The sequence below is a fragment of the Nostoc sp. genome, assembly GCF_036917755.1.
In the GTDB taxonomy this organism is placed as follows: Bacteria; Cyanobacteriota; Cyanobacteriia; order Cyanobacteriales; family Nostocaceae; genus Nostoc.
Window position 1 is genome coordinate 262,292 of the sequence record NZ_JBALFC010000009.1, and the last position, 19,176, is coordinate 281,467.

General features: G+C 41.5%; 17 protein-coding genes. 11 read left to right on the plus strand and 6 right to left on the minus strand.

Annotation, left to right across the window (positions count from 1 at the left end):
- Positions 1–88: 88 nt before the first annotated feature.
- The 3 genes from V7L05_RS03455 (at position 89) to acsF (ending at position 4,344) form a co-directional block, all read left to right on the plus strand.
- The gene (locus V7L05_RS03455; RefSeq protein ID WP_335161795.1) at positions 89–1,048 is read left to right on the plus strand and encodes a 1-aminocyclopropane-1-carboxylate deaminase/D-cysteine desulfhydrase; all 960 of its coding nucleotides are present in this window, start codon (positions 89–91) and stop codon (positions 1,046–1,048) included.
- A gap of 108 nt (positions 1,049–1,156) precedes the next feature.
- A complete protein-coding gene (locus V7L05_RS03460) occupies positions 1,157–2,935 on the plus strand; it encodes a GmrSD restriction endonuclease domain-containing protein (RefSeq protein ID WP_335161797.1) in 1,779 nt (592 codons plus the stop codon).
- Positions 2,936–3,288: 353 nt separating this feature from the next.
- Positions 3,289–4,344 carry a magnesium-protoporphyrin IX monomethyl ester (oxidative) cyclase gene (gene acsF, locus V7L05_RS03465; RefSeq protein WP_335161799.1) on the plus strand — a complete coding sequence of 352 codons (1,056 nt, stop codon included), beginning with the start codon at positions 3,289–3,291 and terminating at the stop codon, positions 4,342–4,344.
- Positions 4,345–4,503: 159 nt separating this feature from the next.
- Here acsF and V7L05_RS03470 read toward each other — a convergent pair whose 3' ends face one another.
- The 3 genes from V7L05_RS03470 to V7L05_RS03480 form a co-directional block, all read right to left on the minus strand.
- On the minus strand, positions 4,504–4,866 hold the full coding sequence (locus tag V7L05_RS03470; protein WP_335161800.1) for a hypothetical protein: 363 nt from the start codon (positions 4,864–4,866) through the stop codon (positions 4,504–4,506).
- Between the two features lie 327 nt (positions 4,867–5,193).
- A complete protein-coding gene (gene hetL, locus V7L05_RS03475) occupies positions 5,194–5,907 on the minus strand; it encodes a heterocyst differentiation pentapeptide repeat protein HetL (protein WP_335161802.1) in 714 nt (237 codons plus the stop codon).
- 87 nt (positions 5,908–5,994) lie between these two features.
- Positions 5,995–6,741, minus strand: coding sequence for an NAD(P)H-dependent flavin oxidoreductase (locus V7L05_RS03480; RefSeq protein WP_335161804.1), 747 nt, complete (start codon positions 6,739–6,741; stop codon positions 5,995–5,997).
- Between the two features lie 528 nt (positions 6,742–7,269).
- On the opposite strand from V7L05_RS03480, the gene V7L05_RS03485 reads away from it, so the two are divergent.
- The 3 genes from V7L05_RS03485 (at position 7,270) to V7L05_RS03495 (ending at position 10,503) form a co-directional block, all read left to right on the plus strand.
- A complete protein-coding gene (locus V7L05_RS03485) occupies positions 7,270–8,307 on the plus strand; it encodes an NADP(H)-dependent aldo-keto reductase (protein WP_335161806.1) in 1,038 nt (345 codons plus the stop codon).
- Positions 8,308–8,642: 335 nt separating this feature from the next.
- Positions 8,643–9,764, plus strand: a complete 1,122-nt coding sequence (locus V7L05_RS03490) for an aryl-sulfate sulfotransferase (RefSeq protein WP_335161808.1) — start codon at positions 8,643–8,645, stop codon at positions 9,762–9,764.
- 73 nt (positions 9,765–9,837) lie between these two features.
- Positions 9,838–10,503 (plus strand): glutathione S-transferase family protein, encoded by a 666-nt coding sequence (locus tag V7L05_RS03495; protein WP_335161810.1) that lies wholly within the window; start codon positions 9,838–9,840, stop codon positions 10,501–10,503.
- 189 nt (positions 10,504–10,692) lie between these two features.
- Here V7L05_RS03495 and V7L05_RS03500 read toward each other — a convergent pair whose 3' ends face one another.
- Together V7L05_RS03500 and V7L05_RS03505 are read right to left on the minus strand one after the other, a co-directional pair.
- Positions 10,693–12,279: an NCS2 family permease gene (locus V7L05_RS03500; RefSeq protein ID WP_335161812.1), complete on the minus strand. Its 1,587-nt coding sequence runs from the start codon at positions 12,277–12,279 to the stop codon at positions 10,693–10,695.
- 111 nt (positions 12,280–12,390) lie between these two features.
- On the minus strand, positions 12,391–13,302 hold the full coding sequence (locus V7L05_RS03505) for a LysR family transcriptional regulator (RefSeq protein WP_335161814.1): 912 nt from the start codon (positions 13,300–13,302) through the stop codon (positions 12,391–12,393).
- Between the two features lie 155 nt (positions 13,303–13,457).
- Here V7L05_RS03505 and V7L05_RS03510 point away from each other — a divergent pair, with 155 nt between their 5' ends.
- Genes V7L05_RS03510 through V7L05_RS03520 form a run of 3 tightly spaced genes read left to right on the plus strand, consistent with a single transcriptional unit; the run spans position 13,458 to position 15,016 of the window.
- Complete coding sequence (locus tag V7L05_RS03510; protein WP_335161816.1) at positions 13,458–14,234, plus strand: class I SAM-dependent methyltransferase; 777 nt, start codon at positions 13,458–13,460, stop codon at positions 14,232–14,234.
- Positions 14,235–14,289: 55 nt separating this feature from the next.
- Positions 14,290–14,838, plus strand: coding sequence for a hypothetical protein (locus V7L05_RS03515; RefSeq protein WP_335161818.1), 549 nt, complete (start codon positions 14,290–14,292; stop codon positions 14,836–14,838).
- Between the two features lie 10 nt (positions 14,839–14,848).
- A complete protein-coding gene (locus V7L05_RS03520) occupies positions 14,849–15,016 on the plus strand; it encodes a histidine kinase (protein ID WP_335161820.1) in 168 nt (55 codons plus the stop codon).
- Here the strand turns inward: V7L05_RS03520 and V7L05_RS03525 are convergent.
- Positions 15,006–16,184, minus strand: coding sequence for an extracellular solute-binding protein (locus V7L05_RS03525; protein WP_335161822.1), 1,179 nt, complete (start codon positions 16,182–16,184; stop codon positions 15,006–15,008). The genes V7L05_RS03520 and V7L05_RS03525 overlap by 11 nt on opposite strands.
- Positions 16,185–16,541: 357 nt before the next feature.
- Here V7L05_RS03525 and V7L05_RS03530 point away from each other — a divergent pair, with 357 nt between their 5' ends.
- Both V7L05_RS03530 and V7L05_RS03535 read left to right on the plus strand, forming a co-directional pair.
- Entirely contained in the window at positions 16,542–16,913 is a 372-nt protein-coding gene (locus V7L05_RS03530) for a hypothetical protein (RefSeq protein WP_335161824.1), read from the plus strand.
- Between the two features lie 376 nt (positions 16,914–17,289).
- Positions 17,290–19,122: a hypothetical protein gene (locus V7L05_RS03535; protein ID WP_335161826.1), complete on the plus strand. Its 1,833-nt coding sequence runs from the start codon at positions 17,290–17,292 to the stop codon at positions 19,120–19,122.
- Positions 19,123–19,176: the final 54 nt, after the last annotated feature.

Genomic DNA, 19,176 nt, shown 5'->3' on the forward strand with positions numbered 1-19,176 from the left:
TACCATTGAATTACTCAATGTTTACCATTACTTTTATTTTCAATAATCAACGTGAGAGAATATAAATTCTAAGTTATAATGTTTACCGATGTCGTTAATATTTTTTCCTCCTCCTCTACAGCAAATCAACAGCGAAATCGCCCGTCACGCTGGTGTTGATCTGTATGTGCTACGCCTCGATCTCATGCACCCGTGGGTTAACGGCAACAAGTGGTTCAAGCTGAAATACAACCTTCTGGAGGCCAAGGAGAAAAATTTCACGACGCTGCTTACTTTTGGCGGCGCTTATTCCAATCACATCTATGCAACTGCGGCGGCTGGTAATCTTTTCGGTTTTCGCACCATTGGTGTAATTCGTGGCGAGGAGAGGCTACCACTCAACCCGACGCTGAGTTTTGCTGTACAACAGGGTATGCAGCTTGTGTACTTGAACCGCCAGACGTATCAACAGCGCAACACAGCAGCGCTACAGGAATATCTGCAACAACGCTTCGGTGAGGTGTTTATCATTCCTGAAGGTGGTAGTAATTTAAATGGTGTGCGCGGCTGCACAGAGATAGTTGGTAATGCGATGCCTACGGCTGGCTACGCCTACGCATTTGATCATATATGCGTAGCCTGCGGTACAGCTACCACACTGGCTGGTATTGCGCTATCGTTGGATCAAAAGCAAAGAGCGATCGCTTTTCCCGTTCTGAAAAATGGGGCATTTCTTGCACAAGAAATCGAAAATCTGCTGACAAATTATCTCGCCTCTAGTTTACCCGCACCATATAACTCTCCGGCTGACTGGGAATTAGCGTGTGATTACCACTTTGGCGGCTATGCAAAAGTAAACGACGAGTTGCTACAGTTCAGCCACCAGTTCAGGGAGGAACATGGCATACCCCTCGATTACGTATATACCGCCAAAATGTTTTACGGAGTGATGGATTTACTAAAGCAGGGATTTTTTAGTAGAGGCGATTCATTGCTACTGGTACACACAGGAGGCTTACAGGGCAACGTTGGGATAGAACAAAGGTTGCAGAAGTTTTCTAAAATCTGAGTTGCCACTTAATTAAATATCAGTTAGCTTGGTATGGAATTTTACGAATATTAGTTAAATTCGCACATCAATCTTGATATTTACTCAAAGTTAGGTAAGGTTAATTCAATGTTTACATCTACTGAACGCATTAAGCCAGATGCTCAGAGTATTGCTCTCTATTTGGAAAATCTTCTATCAAATAAGTATCAAATTCCGACCTTTCAACGAGATGTTGTCTGGGAGAAAGGGAATGTTAAAAAACTTTGGGATAGTATTTATAAGTTTTACCCTTTAGGAAGTATTCTAATTTGGAAAACTAATACCAAGCTAGAAAGTCATAGGGAAATAGGTGGTATCAAGTTTGCTGATGATTTTCACTCTAATGAATACCAATACATTTTAGATGGACAACAAAGAACAACTTCTCTACTAACATCAATATATGGTGGTAAGATTGCTAAAAATGAAAATTTTAATCCAACACTATATATAGATTTGACTATTGAACTTACTGATGCTACTGATGATACAAGCTATGTAAAAAGGTTCTTATTTTGGGACGAAATCGATGATAGAGATGGTCAGCTAAAAGCAAATATTGGTAAAAAACAACGTTATCAAGATAAACTAATTATCAAGTTAATAGATGTAATTAAAGATTATGGAAAAATAGAAAACAATATTTATGTAAGTGTTAATGGAGAATACGATCATCCTTATATGCAACAATTGAGAAGAATTAGGGAGGTTTTTGCTAATTACAAAATTTCCTTTATTGAGTTAAGAGGTATTGAAGTTGCGGAAGTGTGTCAAATATTTGAGCGGATTAATCAAGCTGGCAAACCCTTGGATATCTTTGATATTGTGGTTGCTAAGACTTTTCGTTCTGACAATAAGACAAATAATATCTCTGGGTTCTATCTTCGTGAATTATTTGATAAATTTAAAACAACTATTTCTGGTAGTCAATATGCCAGTATTGATAATTGGACATTGCTCCAGATGCTAGCTGTAGTAGTAAAACTTGAATTTCCCGAAGCCGGGATACAAAATATTACTGACAAGTATCTTAATGAGCTAAAAACAGAGCATATTGAAGCTGTATGGTCTGATTTTAAAATAGCAGTTGCTAAAACTTTTGATTTTTTTGATAATATTTTGCATATTAAGGGTGGAAGATTAATTCCTTACCGATATTTATATCTGACTATCACGGCATATTTTTATCGGAATGATAAACCAGATTATAATTTTCTAAATAAGTATTTTTGGTATTATAGTTTTCATAATGCAGATTTACTAACAAACACTACTCACCTTTGGCAACATATAGACTTTGTTAATCAACAAAAGGCTAATAGTACTTACTCATTCAATCAATTTGATATTGATAAGAATTCGCTCAGAAAATCTTTTTACAGTTATAGAGGTCGCTTATCCAGAGCGATACTATCACTTTATGCAAACCATAAGCCGCAAGATTGGGCAAAACCTCATAGAGATGTTTTGGCTGATGTTTATTATCAGCTAACAGATAAGCCTAACTTGCACCATATATTTCCAGTTAACTTTATTAAACAGAGTGGTATTGCTAGTCAAATAGAATCTGACAGCTTGATGAATATTGCCTATCTATCCCAAATAACTAATCTTAAAATTAGCGATAAAAATCCATTAGATTATCTCAAAGAATATGACGAGCCTGGTTTAGAGGCAGTCCTACGCTCTCATCTTATACCTACGATTATTCTTGAATGGTCAAGAGCCGATGCACTTCCTGAACACGCCCTGACTATTTTTATTCAAGAAAGGGTAAACCTCTTATTAGAGACTTTGAGGCTAAAGTTAGACGGAATTGAATTTAATGTTTTTGATAAGCATGAATTGCTGCGATCGCACCCGTGAATCCTGGGGTATCGTGTTGGTAGGTGATGTCAGCAATGTTGGGTGATTTCTAGATTCTTGCAGAGAATTATCGGAATGACGACCCATGTTAAAACCTCTGAAACTTTCACTAGGGGTACTCAAATTAACTATATAATCATAGAGCGATGTAAGTGATTTAGTCTAGAGAAGTTTCAAAACTTAATACATTATTTAAGCCCAAGTCCTGAAATGCTTTGGGTTTGTACTTTAGTGCCATTCGGACATGGTGAATTTTCTCCTTTACTGAAGGATTGTAAAGAGGTCTAGACAAAGAACCACATTTGGTATAGCTTAATAGTTATATAGCTATTAGTATCATCGCCGCATTACTCATGGTTAATACCCTACCTAAGCCCGAAATTAAAACCCCCAGCAAAGAAACTGTACTCACCCCACGGTTTTATACTACAGATTTTGAAACCGCAGCTAACCTAGATTTATCTGCCCAGGAAACAGAATTAAAGTCAATGTTGGCAGAAATGCGGACAGACTACAACCGTCATCATTTTGTTCGGGATGAGGTGTTTAACCAATCTTGGGAACACATTGAAGGTGAAGCAAGGCAGGCGTTTATTGAGTATTTGGAACGCTCTTGCATTTCTGAGTTTTCCGGCTTCTTGCTATTCAAAGAATTATCCCGCAAGCTGAAAAATCGCAGTCCAGTGCTAGCGGAAATATTTCAACTGATGGCGCGTGATGAAGCCCGCCACGCCGGATTTCTCAACAAAGCAATGGCTGATTTTAAACTCTCCCTGGATTTAGGCACTGTTACTAAAACCCGCACCTATACGTTTTTCCCAATTGAGTGGGTACTTTACACCGTTTACCTATCAGAAAAAATCGGCTACTGGCGTTACATTATTATTTTCAGACATCTAGAAAAGCACCCGGAAAACCAGTTTTACCCTATCTTCCGCTATTTTGAGAGTTGGTGTCAGGACGAAAACCGCCACGGGGATATATTCAAGGCGCTTTTACGTTCTCAACCGCAACTGTGGAACAACTGGAAAGCTAGGCTGTGGAGTCGCTTTTTCTTGTTATCGGTATTTGCTACGCACACCCTGACAGTTCATGAACGGGCTGGTTTTTACAAGTCATTGGGACTTGATGCGACGGAATTTGATCTCCAAGTTGTCCGCAACACCAATGAAACTGCGGGACGGGCTTTTCCTGTGATGTTGAATACCGAACATCCCAAATTTTTCCCACGCCTACAACGCTGTGCAGGTTACAACTTGAAAATTGCCGAGATTGAGGAAAGTTCTCTGCCTAAAGTTGTGAAATTGATTCGCAAACTACCTTTGATTGCAGCAATTGTTTGGAATCTACTGTTGGTTTACCTGATCAAACCCATTGATTCTGAGGCTTTGCGGGGAACCGTGCGTTAGATTTGGAGACTGATGCCTACGGTGGTAAACTACGCATTTTGTGGAATCATGGAATGCGATCAGTCTCTAAATTTACCAATATATTTCTTCTGCCTCTGTCTTGATTGACAAAACTCAGTGTTGAGTGAAGAAAAACACTCTGTACTGAATGGCACTAAGTTATGATACAGCCCTTACCCTGACTGGTTCCCAGCCTCCAGGCTGGGAACCCACTCTGGGAGGCTCCGCCTCCTTTTCTTGACCAGAGGCAGCAGCCCTCTGGGAATACATTCCCAGTCTTGAGACTGGGAACGAGGTTACACAAGCCTTATTAGCAAAGTCGCGGCGTAAATGTACACCTTGGAAAGCAATAGTCAGACCAATATAGTTTTCTACAATGTTGACTAAACGCTGTTCACTTCCCCAGCTAAAGAAATCTGGTAAATCTGTAACCGTAAAAATCTGCGGATAGGCTGGATTTTCTAGACTACCAAAGTTTTTCTGACTCTGGCGATCGCCTTTAGCAGATAAAGCTACTTCCATATTAGCTAACTGGCTTTCAGCAGCTTTGAGTAGTGTTGATATTTTGGGTAGCCCTAATTCTTGCAGAGAAGTAATGAAAACTCCTTATAGCAATAAATAAAACAGGAGTCAGAATACAGAATTGAGAATTGGTGAATACTCTACCCATAAAGGAATAGAGTTTTAAGGCGAGAATATTTTAATTTTTTTCGCCCACAATTCGGCTTGGTTTTAAACCAATATTCATTACCCAGTCGGACTCCAATTCAATTCTGAATTCTGACGCCAAGCCGCAGAGCGTCTCCGGCTCCGCTCCTGACTCCTGACTCCTGAGTTCTGAATTCTTCTTCAATCATGAACCGTACCATCAGGCATGATTGCTCCCTGGAGATCGGTATTTGTGAGAATTGCCCCTGTTAAGTCTGCACCTTGCAGATTCGCTTTTCGCAGAATGGCACTATCTAGATTTGCATAACTCAAGTCTGCACCTTGCAAACTAGCCCCACTCAAATCCGCCGCTAAGTTACCCCACTGTATTGTTTTAGACAGATTAGCGCGACATAATTTTGCTTTATCTAAGTTGGCGTGATGCATGGAAACGGCTCTAAGATCAGCATAACTCAAATCTGCCCCACTCAAAACCACATATCCCAAATCTGTACGCTGGTCAGAACTGGGGCGTAAGTCTGCTTGAAATAACAGAGAACGAGATAAGTTTGCACCATGCAAATTAGCGCCACATAAACTAGCTTTGATTAAATTTGTTTCTTCTAAGTGTGTCTTGACTAGTTTTGCAGCCGTTAAATCAGCTTCTCGGAGAACAGCACGATATAAGTCTGCTTCACTCAAATCTATGCCCCAAAGGATAGATTCACTCAAGTCTGCTTCGCGTAAGGAAGCTTGGCTAAGATTAGTTTTACCAAGTCGTGCTTGACGTAAATCAGCATAGCTAAAATCTGCGCCTATGAGGTTGGCATTTGTTAATTCTACTTCTTGCAGATTCAGTCTTTGAAAGCTTCTTGTTCCAGCAGCATAAGATTTAAGAATTTCATTTATATCCATGTTAAAAATTTTAAGTTCAGGAGAGGGTTTTTCATGCGATCGCGGTGTGATTCTTCATACGGGGTTTTGGGATGCCGTTGGTTAACCCTAACGCCCTAGACTTTGGCAGTCAAATCTGCCATCAGTTCTGCAAGTTAACATTTGATCAATATCGTGGCGATCGCTAATTCCACCAGTGACAATCAACGGTATCCTCACACCCATATTTTCGGCTAAATAATCCCCCACTTGCAAAATCACCCACCCAATTGAAAATTCGGGAACGTTGATTTGTTCACATTGGGGAAAATGCCCTCCCACCTTCTGATAATTTTCCACAATTAAGGCATCGGGTAGGCGATCGTATCGACTTTTCCAAGTCTGGCAAATCAACAGTGCTGCGTCTACGTTAGCTACAGTCGCTACAAGTGCTACATCAGGATAATTGGCAGTGTACTCTGGTAAAGTTAAAGGCAATCCTGCCCCTGTAACGATCAGATTTGCTCCCTCAGCAGCTGCCGTCTTCGCCAACACAGGGTAATCTTTAGTCCCGACAAGAATATTTACACCAATTACCCCATCAGGGCTAATACTCCTGGCTCTGGTCAATTCATCGATTAAAGCGAGTCGGTTGGCTGTAAAAAAACTACTACGTTTACGTTCATTAAAGTAGGGAGAATCTAAACCTAGTCCTAGAGAGGCAATCATCCCCACTCCTCCAGCATTGGCAACTGCTCCAGCCAACTTCGCGCCAGATACTCGCACCGCCATTGCAGCTTGCACAATTGGATAGCGGGCAATATGTTTACCAATCCGCAAGGGACGGAGGATAGAGTTGATCGCAGAATTGCTCATTTATTAACTAAATAACTGAGCAGTAATCTTATCATCTCAGTGTGACTTTTACAGCAGTTTTCATGTATTTGAACGACATCTGTCGTAGGGGCACAGCAATGCTGTGCCCCTACCGCCTGGTCTATTTACCTGAAAATAGCTGTAATGTATCCCGACATCAACAGCAGAAGTGGCAACCAAGAGAACTTAATGATTATCATTACTATGAGGCTGAACATTTAATTTGCTGAAAGTCATATCTGATTGCAAAGAGGCGTGCATTCTACTCTGATTCAGGCTCGTCAATATTTAGATGCGATCGCTCAGGGCGATCGCTAGCCTTAGTCAAGTATTTAGACAAAGTATTTTGAGTATAAATTTGTAAATTTTATTTAAATACGGTAATTTGATGCAAATACCGTAGTATTATCTAAATAATTCTGATTATTTCTGTAAACAACAATAACTTACTGAACAAGGAGTAATTTATCTTCTAATATCAATTGCATAAAAATCTTGTCAACTTAAGAACAAACACAAACCATAAATATGCGGTACAATCAGCTAGGTAATAGTGATCTAAAAGTTTCCGAAATTTGCCTTGGCACAATGACTTATGGGCAGCAAAACACTATTGAAGAAGCCCATCAGCAGCTAAATTATGCGACTAAACAGGGAATTAACTTCATTGATGCGGCTGAGATGTACCCAGTACCAACCAGTGCTGAAACCTATGGCTTAACCGAAACTTATATTGGAGAATGGTTAAAACACCAGCAGCGAGATCAACTAATAGTTGCTACTAAAATTGCGGGGCCTGGTCGCGGCTTTAAATGGGTACGGGGTGGAGCTAAATCCATTGATCGGGATAATATCAAACAAGCTGTAGATGATAGTCTGAAAAGATTGCAGACAGACTATATTGATTTATATCAAATCCATTGGCCAGATCGTTATGTACCACGTTTTGGACAAACAGTTTTTGACCCAGATCAGGTAGGAGAAACAGTTACCATCACTGAACAACTAGAAGTTTTTGCTGATGTCATTAATGCCGGGAAAATTCGCTATATTGGCTTAAGTAATGAAACCCCTTGGGGTGTTACACAATTTAGTCAAGCAGCTAAACAATTAGGATTACCAAAAGTCGTCTCGATTCAAAATGCCTATAATTTACTCAATCGAATTTTTGATGGCGCACTTGCAGAAGCAGTTTATTACGAAAACGTTCCTTTACTAGCTTACAGCCCTTTAGGATTTGGCTATTTAACTGGTAAATACCTCAACGGTAAACCAGAGAAAGCAAGAGTTACTTTGTTTGAAAACTTTGGTCAGCGATATTTGAAACCAAATGTTAGCCAAGCAGTAGCAGCTTATGTAGAAATTGCCAAACGCCATCAACTAAATCCTGCACAATTAGCGATCGCATTCGTGCGGAGTCGTTGGTTTGTCGCTAGTACAATTATTGGTGCTACGACACTAGAACAACTCAAAGAAAATATAGACAGTATCAACGTAGTTCTTGATCAAGATATCTTGGCTGAATTGGATTCAGTTCATACTCAATATCCAAATCCAGCACCATAGGAGTGATGTTAGCGTAGCGAGGCGTTAGCCCGTGCTAAGTTTTGAGTGCAGAAAAGTAGGTTGGGTTAAGCGCAGCGCAACCCAACAAAGCAACGTAAATTTTGGGTTTGAAAACAGTCTCTAGCCCTTATACCATTTCTTTGTAAAGCTGCGCCAAACCCTTTTAACTTCTTTCTTTCTTTCTTTCTTTCTTTCTTTCTTTCTTCGCGTCCTTCGCGTCCTTTGCGGTTCGTTTTTCTTTCTTGTACTTAAATATGGTTTAGCGCATCTTCATACAGAATTGGTATTAATCCCTAATCCCTTATTTACACAATTCATGATAGCCATTTAAAACTATGACGATCGCAACAGCATCAGTTGAGCAAAATACTATTCGTCGCCGTGGTACTGGTTTAAGAGCTTATAATCCTGACAAAGTATTCAAAGGTTATACACTTTTTACACCACTTACAGGTAAAGGAGAAGTATATCTTCTGAATCTAGAAGGAGAAGTAGTACATCAATGGAATCTGCCATATTCACCGGGTTTATATGGTTATCTTTTACCCAATGGCAACCTTTTTTATAATGGTAAGACGCTCGATATTCCGCCACATTTTCCTTTGTGGGCTGCCTTTAAAGGTGGCGTTGTCTTAGAGGCAGATCCCAAAGGAAATATTATTTGGGAGTATAAACATCCATACCATCATCACGACGGACGCAGACTACGCAACGGTAACACGATTTTATTAGCCATTGAAAAGATACCTCAGTCTTTGATTCCCCGTATCAAAGGCGGTGTACCGGGAACGGAAGCAGACGGTGATATCTATGCTGATGTACTTTATGAAGTTACCCCTGCGGGTGAGATTGTTTGGACTTGGCATGCTCACGAACATCTAAATCCAGATATTTTTACTATCACTCCCCAAGATCAACGACATGAATGGACTCATGGTAATACTGTAGGCGAACTCGCTGACGGCAATATTATAGTCAGCTTTCGTAACATCTCTACCGTCATAATTGTCCATCGCCAAACAGGAGAGATTATCTGGACACTTGGAGATGACGTATTAGCACAGCAGCACTTTCCTAACGAATTAGCTAACAACAATATCCTAATTTTTGATAATGGCGCACATCGTCGTCACACTGCTCTCAATTTCTCTCGTGTGATTGAAGTCAGCCGTCAAACTAAAGAGATAGTTTGGGAGTACACTGACAACCCACCTCAAAACTTCTTCAGTTCGTATATATCAGGCGCACAGCGTCTAGCTAATGGCAACACTTTAATTACAGAAGGTGCTTTCGGTCGCATATTTGAGGTGACAGCTACAGGAGAAATTGTTTGGGAATATGTCAATCCTCATTTTGCGGTTCGGAATCTTGGTGAGAAATCAGCAATAGCTAGTGGGGAGCAAAATTCAGTCTTCCGCGCCTTTCGTTATGCACCTGAAGAAGTGCCTTGGCTCTAGTTCAATTTTAGATTTTGGATTGAATTAATTGCCAAAACTAATAAACCAATCATATTTATACAGGAACATCAACATGGCTGAAATCAAGATATATAGCGCAGTCGTTTGCCCTTATGCTCACCGTTCGCGTTTAGTACTTCAAGAAAAAGGCATCGACTTTGACTTAATTGAGATTGATTTGCAGAACAAGCCGCAGGGATTTACAGATATTTCTCCTTATGGAAAAGTGCCTGCGATCGCACATAATCATCACCGAGTTTGGGAATCGGCAGTAATTAACGAATATCTCAATGAGGTATTTTCTAATCCGCCGCTTTTACCCAGTAGTCCCATTGCTAAAGCCCAGGCTCGCATCTGGATTGATTTTGCTAATACTCGATTCGTTCCGGCTTTTTCTGCTCTCTTGCGTAGTCCCGATATTCAACAGCAAGAAGCAGCTAAACAAGAACTATACAAACATCTGGAATTTATCGAGAATGAAGCTTTAGCGAAGTTATCAGAAGAAGGTCCTTACTGGTTTGGTGAATCCGTCAGCCTAGTTGATTTCACCTTTTACCCCTGGTTTGAGCGTTGGTCTGCACTGAAGCACTATCGAGGCTTGGCGATACCAGAGGAATTTACTCGTCTACATCGGTGGAAAAAGGCTTTAAAACAACGTGATTCTGTGGTGGCGATCGCTAATAGCAAGGAGTTCTACATAGAGCGCTATGCTAGATTCGCTACTCCTGTTGCTGCCTAGCACTGCTTTTTGGTAGTCAAAAGAATTTTATCTTTCCCTAAGTTTTCGCCGCGCAAAATCTTTTTGAGTGGCGAAAAACTAAAAAAAATTGCCTCGCTAATGCTTACAGTAAAAGAACTAGAGGGGATAAAGCTGATAATTTAGAGCAAGCGATCGCCTATTACCAAGAAGCTCTAAAACTCTCTGGGATCAAGCCTTACGTCTTTCTTGCCAATCGACATAGAAAAAGAGAATTGCAAGCATTATATAGCCAATAGCCCAAGGCGAACCAGTTCCCCAGCCGAAATTAACAACTGTATCTGCGACAGTCCAACGATAACTGTGCATCAATCCAATCCAGGAAATTACAGCAGCGATCATAGACCAATAGGCAGCTTGGCGAAACTTTCGCTCAATAATGTAAACTGTAATACCAGCTAAAATCATCGCTGAAAAAATAAACCCTTGCTCAAGAGCAAAAGCGCCATCAATATAGGTATCGCTCAACCGAAACTGCTCAATCAAGGTTGGTGTGAAAGGTCTTTCTGGTGTACCCAAACCTGCTGCCCGGAGTGCATTTTTCGCAATTAGCGCACCCCAACCAGCAATGCCGGGTAACAGACCAACAACCACAGCAGGTGCATGGTGCGATGGGGTGGCTGTAAAGCTTTGAGCGACAATCACAATCCCAATCCACAACACAATTGCCATCCCAGCTTCAATCGGCACAAAGTAAGCCAGCATTGCCACAGTTCCAGTTAGGCACAGCAAGCCCATGATTATCCCATTGAGAATAGAGTAACCGACTCTTGCTCCCAAAGCTTTCCAGCCAGGATGACCAATATAAATAGTAGTCGGAAAACAGGAACCACAAATAGCAGCAACCAATGTACCAATACCATTTACCGCCAGACACGGAGCAGTAGGATAAGTATCACCAGCAGCTTCTGCACTTTCTAAATTCTGGAGACTACCAACAAGATTAAATAACCCCATTGGTAGAATGATGCTGAAATATTCGACCAAGACTGAACGACCGCTCCACAATTCTCCCAGCCACAACGAAGGTAGATAGAGCCTTATTGGTTCCAAGGCAGCAGCAAACTTGGCATTATCCCAACTTACCAAACCTGTTCCCCAGGCAAGGGCAATTCCCAACAGAACAGCCAACAAGCCGCCGGGGATGCCAAATCGGACTCCTCCAAAATAAGTCAGCAGAATCACACCTAAAGGCACTAAGCCAACTACGGGATTGGCAAAGGTACGAAATAGAAAACCAATGGCAATAAAAGTGATGGCAATACCGCCCAAAGTGGAAAGCAGTGCCGCACGGGGGGCGAGGCTGCGGAGTCTCTCGCCAACAATAGCCCCGGCAAGTTCTATCAAACCAGAACCAAAGCAAGCCACCAGTCCTGCTTGCCAAGCTAATTCAGCAGCTTGTTCACTAGATGCACCACCAGAAATTGCCGCCAATCTTACAGGCAACATGACGAGAAAAATATAAGCAAAAAGGCTGACGGTGTTAATACCATAGGGTAAAGCAGTAATATCATCTCGCTGTTCACGTTTGCCTTGCTCTTTGGCTAGCCTTGCGTAATAGAAGTTGCCGACAATCAAACTTATTGCAACTCCTGGCAAAATGCGTTCGTAGACTAACGAGGCCGGAAAGCTTAGCACTCCTTGGCACAAACTGACAATCAATAAAATTTGAATAAAATTATCAAGCGCCAGCCCAAATAAACCATCAATGTCTCTGCGAACGAACCAACGGGGTACTGTGGTTGTAGCGATTTCCATTGTTTTACTTTTGCTTTGCCAATTTTCTGGCAATGGTGTTGCCGCTTTCAGAATACCAGCAATGGTATTAAAGGTGATATGTTAACGCTCAGATTGATCAAGCTGTTACACTTACCATTCTTGGGCAGCTTGTTTAACTATCTCCAGAAACCTCAGCACGGTTGGGGATATCTCGTTTTTTCGCCAAATTATCGCGATCGCTACGCCAACATCTGCAACGATCGCTACTTTTAGCGTAGGTTCTTGTAAAGTTTTATAAACTACCCCAATCCGTTGCAGGTTTTGCAAAGATGCTGGCACGATCGCAACGCCCATATCGGCTGCTACTAGGCTGACAATCGTTTGCATCTGGATAGCTTCTTGGGCAACCTTGGGACTAAAGCCTGCTTGCTGGCAAAGACTGATAATTAAGTCATAAAGTCCTGGTGCTAATATCCTGGGAAATAAAATAAACGGTTCATTGGCAAGGGATGTTAAACAAACATTAGATTGACTTGCTAGTAAATGTGCTTCAGGTAATGCCACCATTAGCGGCTCTTGAAAAATTGTTTCGCAACTAAATCTATTTTCTTCAACAGGTGGACGGAGGAATCCCACATCCATTCGACCTTCTCGTAACCACTCTAACTGTTGATCTGTAGTCAGTTCATGCAACTCGATGCTCACACCAGGAACGGAACTACGAAAAGTTCGCAGAATAGTTGGCAAAATATTATACGCCGCAGAACTGACAAAGCCGACCACCAACTGTCCAATTTCGCCGCGACTGGTTTGCCGCCCAACTTGGATTGCCTGTTGTAATTGCCTCAGAATTTGCTGAACTTCACCCAGAAACACTTGCCCCGCTTCTGTTAACTGTACATTTCGTTTCGTGCGGTGAAACAGTTCAAAACCCAATTCCTTCTCTAGCTGCCGAATTTGTTGACTTAGGGGAGGTTGGGCAATGTGCAATCGTTCTGCTGCCCGTCCAAAGTGTAGTTCCTCTGCCAAGGTGACAAAGTAGCGCAAGTGTCGTAGTTCCATCTGTTACCTGAATTAATATCTTTAAAATATTAGTTAAGGTGAAAATATATATTGGACATAATTAAAAATCTTTTTTACTGTGATGAATAGGCGGTAATCAACCCAAGGCACATGGTTGATTATCGGAAAATTAACACCCTGTAATTTCACCACTTATGAACAATCTTTCAATACCTAATAATTATTGGGATACTTCCCTTTACGAAGATAAACACGCCTTTGTTTGGCAGTATGGTGAGGACTTACTAAAATTCCTCAACCCTCAGCCAGGAGAATCGATTTTGGATCTTGGTTGTGGTACTGGACAACTCACAGAAAAAATTGCCCAAGCTGGGGCCCAAGTAATGGGAGTTGATCATGCATCCACGATGATCGAAAAGGCCAGACAAAACTATCCCCATATCCGCTTTGATGTTGCTGATGCTACGAACTTTCAAGTAGACAAGCCATTGGATGCTGTGTTTTCCAACGCCGTACTACATTGGGTGAAAGAAGCAGATAGTGCGATCGCATCCATACATCAATCACTAAAACCAGGGGGACGTTTTGTGGCAGAATTTGGTAGTAAAGGGAATGTAGAGGCGATCGTCACAGCTTTATCCAGTGCCTTAGAAGCATTTAATATTTCTGCACAAACCCTAAATCCTTGGTACTTTCCTAGCATTGGTGAGTACGCCACCCTACTAGAACAGCAAGGCTTTGATGTAATTTATGCCATCCTATTTCCTCGTCCAACTCCTTTGGCAGAAGGAGAAGCAGGTATGGCAAACTGGATTCAGATGTTCGCCAGCAGTTTTTTAGCAGAGCTTTCTGGTGAGCAGCATACACAAGTAATTCACGCCGTGGAGGAGCAACTCAAACCGACACTGTATCAACAGGGAACTTGGACAGCAGACTATCGAAGAATTCGCATAGTTGCCATTAAACCTTAAATTGTGCGAGTTTTGACTTGTGCCTTAATTACGAATTACGAATTACGAATTAGTTATGCATATACCCAAATTGTGCGATGCCTGCGGCGGGCGCAGCCAACGCCAGACATCATTTTCATTACTACTAACCATTTGCCTCAGCACTTTAGTCGTCCCCCCCTCACTAGCGCAACCCCCCCCAATACCGTTGCCTTCTAGTGCGCCTCTGGAACTAGACTTATTAACCAAGCCAAAAGACTATGTAATCACAGCTAACACCATAAACCCAGAACGATTAACCGTTCCCAGTTTATGGTGGGCACAACAAAACTCTGAGAAAAAGCTATTGGATAATTGGATAGCATATCCAGCTTCTGACAAAGAACCTGCACGAGTAGACTTAATCGTGAATCAGCAAATTTGGAGCTTACTAGAGTATGTAGAGCGCTACGACTTCGTAAATCGCTTGGGTAGTGCTGCACGGAACTTTGGTTACAATGTCCGGGTATTTAATTATCAAAAAGAACCCTTGGCAACCTACACTTGCAACTTTAATACAAGTCCAGCTTTATGCAATATCCAAACGACTGTTAAGAACAAGATAGGGTTACTGCGTTCTTTGTAGGGAGTGGGGAGTGGGGAGTGGGGAGTGGGGAGATGAGGGAGATGAGGGAGATGAGGGAGATGAGGGAGACAAGGGGATGAAGAAAGTGTTTTCCCAATGCCCAATGCCCAATGCCCAATGCCCAATGCCCAATGCCCAATGCCCAATGCCCAATGCCCAATGCCTAATTAAATTTTAATTTTGGTAAATAAAGACTCGTATTGTTTTATTGTTGATGGGGGTAAGGGAAGCAAAAATTCACTTTTATCGAAAACTTCGCGTAGGCGTAGCCCGTCGGAGACATCGCTTTGCAAAAGACTCCGTAATGACTCTTGGATATCGGAAGCAGCAATATTTGTAGAAATTGGCGAATTACTTTTAGTCAGCACTGAAATTTGTTTAGCTATGCTTGGTTGCCAACAAAAATCAATCCATTGATCTGATAAAGTACCCTTAGTAACACCTGCGGGACGTACCCACAAGTCTGCCCAGATTGCTGTTCCTGACTGGGGAATAACTGCGGCAAGTTGTGGATAACGTCCCAGAACTGGCAGTACATCGCTTGACCAACCAACGGCTAGCCAAGTGTCTTCCATAATTAGAGGTTCCAAGTAGTTATTGGAACTGTAGAACTTCACCTGTTGATTTAATGTCTGTAATTCCTTTTCTAAGTCTGGTACTTGGTCAAGATTGTCTGTATTATAAGATTTTCCTAGCTTTTTTAAGACCAGACCAATAACTTCTCGTGGTTGATTGAGTAGGGAAATGCGCTGATGCACTCCATCTCGCCACAAATCACTCCAATCTTTGGGCATCCATCCCAATTTTTGCAACTTGTCACGGTTATAAACAATCACCGTGCTACCCCAACGGTAAGGCGCACCCCACACCTTCCCTTGAGTATCCAAGTTACCTTGGTCGTTGCGCGTTACCAGTTGTTTCCATCTTTGCTCTAAAGCAGACCACTGCTTTAATTGGTTTCCCTCTACCTCTTGGAGTGGTTGAATCAATTTCTGCTCAATAGCCGCTTTTAGCCAGTAATCTCCCAATGTTACTAGGTCTGCGTCAGCCGTTTTTTGATCTTGCCTAAAAGGTATAAAGCGACTCCATCCCTGCTCATCAGTGGCTTTTGGTTTCTGCTGCCAATTTTGTAATTGCTGAAATAAATCCTGTATTTGCTCAACTGGAGCAAACTTTAACTGCACCTGTTGCTGCAAACTTTTGTGGAACTGATTAACTACCTGACCAGGTATAGAACCTTTTAATAACTGTACTTTTAGTTGCGTCTGGTTGTTTCCACCACAGCCAAAAAGCAGTTGTGAAAGTGCCAGTGTACTTGTACTTAGCAAAAAAGACCGTCGATCCATTGATTTTGGATTTGAGATTTTTGATTATACCTAATATTAAGCAGAGATTCACCAGAGACTGACTAGCTGAAAAAGTGGAGTTGGAAAATTATCGGTATTTTTTCTTGGTAATATCGATAAATTTGAATATTTGACTCAAATTAGCGATTTTTTCGGCAAATAACTCCCAAAAGATTAACTTTTCTCCATAAATTTCCTTAGTGTGTACTTATGGTTCAACTTTACTTATATTAATAATTAATGATTTAAATGTCACATTTCCACCAAAAATTATCAATACTTAAATAATCCCTAAGTATAATTAAGGTTGCGAGTAAATTGAATAACATAAAGAAAATGTACGGATGAGGGTATTAAATGGAGCTATTACAGCAGCAGATCCTGACTTTAAGCGGAAAACTGGATGCCCTATGCCAAGTAATTGAGCAGCTTGATGCTAAAGTCACTCAAGCTTTCTCAGAGTGTTCTTTAGCGAATACACAAGCAAAGGATAATTATCAGGAAAATGGCGCGGCTGGGGGCTACCAGTTCAAAGGACGTAACAGTTTAAATCCAGAAATGGCACACAAGGATGTATTGACAGATGGCATTTATCTAGATATGCATCGTCAAGGTGGAGACCACATAACACCAGAAATTCAAATACAACGACTGACAGCGCAATTAACAGCAGCATACAATCGCATTGCTGCTTTAGAAGAACAATTACTTAGAGAGAGAATTCATTAAATTTAACCTGAGTTGAATGAATTAAAAAAATGGCTGGAGGTAGGAAGGCAAGCCTTTAGGTTCAATGTCGAGCGATCGCTTTATGGGCAGATATATAAGTATAAGCAACTAATTCAGCCATCAAATTGATAAAAAACTTAAACACGCTATTACATATATCTACGTAAGAGTGTGATATATCTACCTATAGGCTTTTAGTCACTACCTCACTATGAAACAAAAAAACAACAACCCTAAGACTGGTGTCTTTAGGGTTTTGTATCGTTCAAAAACCAAGATTTTCTTATTAATCTGCGTTTTTATCATTAGTGTTTTTGGCATCTTGTTATCAAATTGGTTGATCACAAGCCAGACAGCTTTCGCAAAAATTGATTTTTTGCAACCTGCTCCGACTCAACCGCTAGGCTATTACGACTATTTCGGCAAACTGCTGAGTCCTCAAGAAGCATCACAACTGGTTGTAAATAAGGGACTCAATCCTAATAACCCTATTTCCTATCAACGGGTAGGAGCAGTCAAAATTACTCAGGAATTAATCGCGCAAGGTGAAGATATATTCTTGAACCGTAAGATTGGCGACACATTTGGTTTGCAAGGAGTATTCGGTTTTGGACTTGGCATTGCTAGAATTTTGCCAGAATTAAAGACAGCAATAGTTAAATTGCAAGGTCAGCCGACAAAGAACTTACAAATTATTCTTGAGAAGAATATAACACTAGGTAGTCGAACTTTTCCCCAAGGAACTGTCATTAATACAGGCTTAAAAATGGAAAAGGGAGGGACTTTTCCCATTGGGCTGGGAATCACACCTAAGATTGATGTTAGCTGTGCTGCTTGCCATGTATCTCTTTCAAATAAGGGTGAACGTCTTTTGGGTGTACCTAACGGCGAAATTGCTACGCCCCTGTTGGTTGCCTTATCACCAAATACAGCCGCAGGATTTGCACGATTAAACTTCAATCCTCTAGATCCACAATACAGAGGCAATGGGAAAATTATTCTAGACAGTAAAGGTAATAAAGTAGAATTACCTGATCCTGAAAAGTTTGAAAAAGCTTTCGACGATGCAGTATTGGATGTGCCTTTTGGTAATTTTGAGAGTTCATCAGATAGTATCAACGATACTACTCAAATTCCCAGTATGTTCACATTTAAGAATCATCCTTATTTCCTTGATGGACAGTTTGCTGTGGGGCCGTTTGCAGGACTCAGCGCTGTCAGCAATGGTGTTCATTCTTCAGAAAACAATCTGTTGGCAGCTGCTCAACTCAGTGCAGAAACCCTTGGCATTGACCGAGAAGTTTATATTGGTACATTTCTTCAGAATGCTGCCACTCCCAGCCTACGTTTACCAGAAGGAGTGATAGTAAAACCCTCAGAATGGCTGCGGAAGATCGCACCAAATCCTACACAAGCAGAATTAGAAGACCAAATTCCTGCCCCTGGCACAGGAACTTACCCAAACCTAAGACCCAGTTTGTTTACTTACAACGGTTTGGTTTTCAGCCCAAATACTGGAAACCCCAGTGATATTGCTAGCGGCACTTTCTTATTTGCTGACAATGCCATGTCTGCTTTCCAAAATAGCTTAGTACCACCTGCGAACCAGACTTCGGACAACTGGCAAGCGTTGAACAGCAATTCTGTTAAGCGTGGCGCAAAAATATTTGAGAAAGCCAATTGTGCAACTTGCCATATTCCACCCTTCTTTACTGACAACAAAATTCATCCACTTGATGAAATTCATACTAACCCCGCTCGTGCCCAGTCTCGCTTGGGGCTGAATAAATTGTTAGTACCACCCAAGCTATACACTTTTAACACTCCAGTTCCCATACCTGCGAATGCTGAAGTGCTGGATTTACCAACGCAGGGTATCTCCGATACTCCCACGACTCTACCCAAAGGTATATTGCCAAAAGGCGGTTACAAAACTACTTCCTTGCGTGGTCTTTATGTAAGCGCACCATATTTGCATGATGGTGGTGCAGCAGTACGGGCAGGAAGCCTAAAAGTTAACTCAAATGGGATCACGGTTGTTAACAAGAGTGGCTTAGGGCTTTCTGGCACTCTAAGCCTTGGTATACCCGCCGATGCAGCTAGCAGCTTGCGTGCCTTGGTTGATCGCGATCTTCGTGCCTTAGTTGTGAAAGCCAATAAAGCTAACCCTAGCTTAGTACACGTCACCGCAAAAAGGGGTCGGAAATAGAGGAAAATATTTTTTGTAGGGTGGCAGGAGAAACCAGAATATGCAGGGACGTAT

Coding starts and splice junctions, on each gene's coding strand:
- V7L05_RS03460 (WP_335161797.1), top strand. CDS start 1,157: ATGTTTACATCTACTGAACGCATTAAGCCAGATGCTCAGAGTATTGCT.
- V7L05_RS03500 (WP_335161812.1), bottom strand. CDS start 12,279: ATGGAAATCGCTACAACCACAGTACCCCGTTGGTTCGTTCGCAGAGAC.
- V7L05_RS03510 (WP_335161816.1), top strand. CDS start 13,458: ATGAACAATCTTTCAATACCTAATAATTATTGGGATACTTCCCTTTAC.
- V7L05_RS03505 (WP_335161814.1), bottom strand. CDS start 13,302: ATGGAACTACGACACTTGCGCTACTTTGTCACCTTGGCAGAGGAACTA.
- V7L05_RS03530 (WP_335161824.1), top strand. CDS start 16,542: ATGGAGCTATTACAGCAGCAGATCCTGACTTTAAGCGGAAAACTGGAT.
- V7L05_RS03480 (WP_335161804.1), bottom strand. CDS start 6,741: ATGAGCAATTCTGCGATCAACTCTATCCTCCGTCCCTTGCGGATTGGT.
- V7L05_RS03495 (WP_335161810.1), top strand. CDS start 9,838: ATGGCTGAAATCAAGATATATAGCGCAGTCGTTTGCCCTTATGCTCAC.
- V7L05_RS03485 (WP_335161806.1), top strand. CDS start 7,270: ATGCGGTACAATCAGCTAGGTAATAGTGATCTAAAAGTTTCCGAAATT.
- V7L05_RS03470 (WP_335161800.1), bottom strand. CDS start 4,866: ATGGAAGTAGCTTTATCTGCTAAAGGCGATCGCCAGAGTCAGAAAAAC.
- hetL (WP_335161802.1), bottom strand. CDS start 5,907: ATGGATATAAATGAAATTCTTAAATCTTATGCTGCTGGAACAAGAAGC.
- acsF (WP_335161799.1), top strand. CDS start 3,289: ATGGTTAATACCCTACCTAAGCCCGAAATTAAAACCCCCAGCAAAGAA.
- V7L05_RS03455 (WP_335161795.1), top strand. CDS start 89: ATGTCGTTAATATTTTTTCCTCCTCCTCTACAGCAAATCAACAGCGAA.
- V7L05_RS03525 (WP_335161822.1), bottom strand. CDS start 16,184: ATGGATCGACGGTCTTTTTTGCTAAGTACAAGTACACTGGCACTTTCA.
- V7L05_RS03490 (WP_335161808.1), top strand. CDS start 8,643: ATGACGATCGCAACAGCATCAGTTGAGCAAAATACTATTCGTCGCCGT.
- V7L05_RS03515 (WP_335161818.1), top strand. CDS start 14,290: ATGCATATACCCAAATTGTGCGATGCCTGCGGCGGGCGCAGCCAACGC.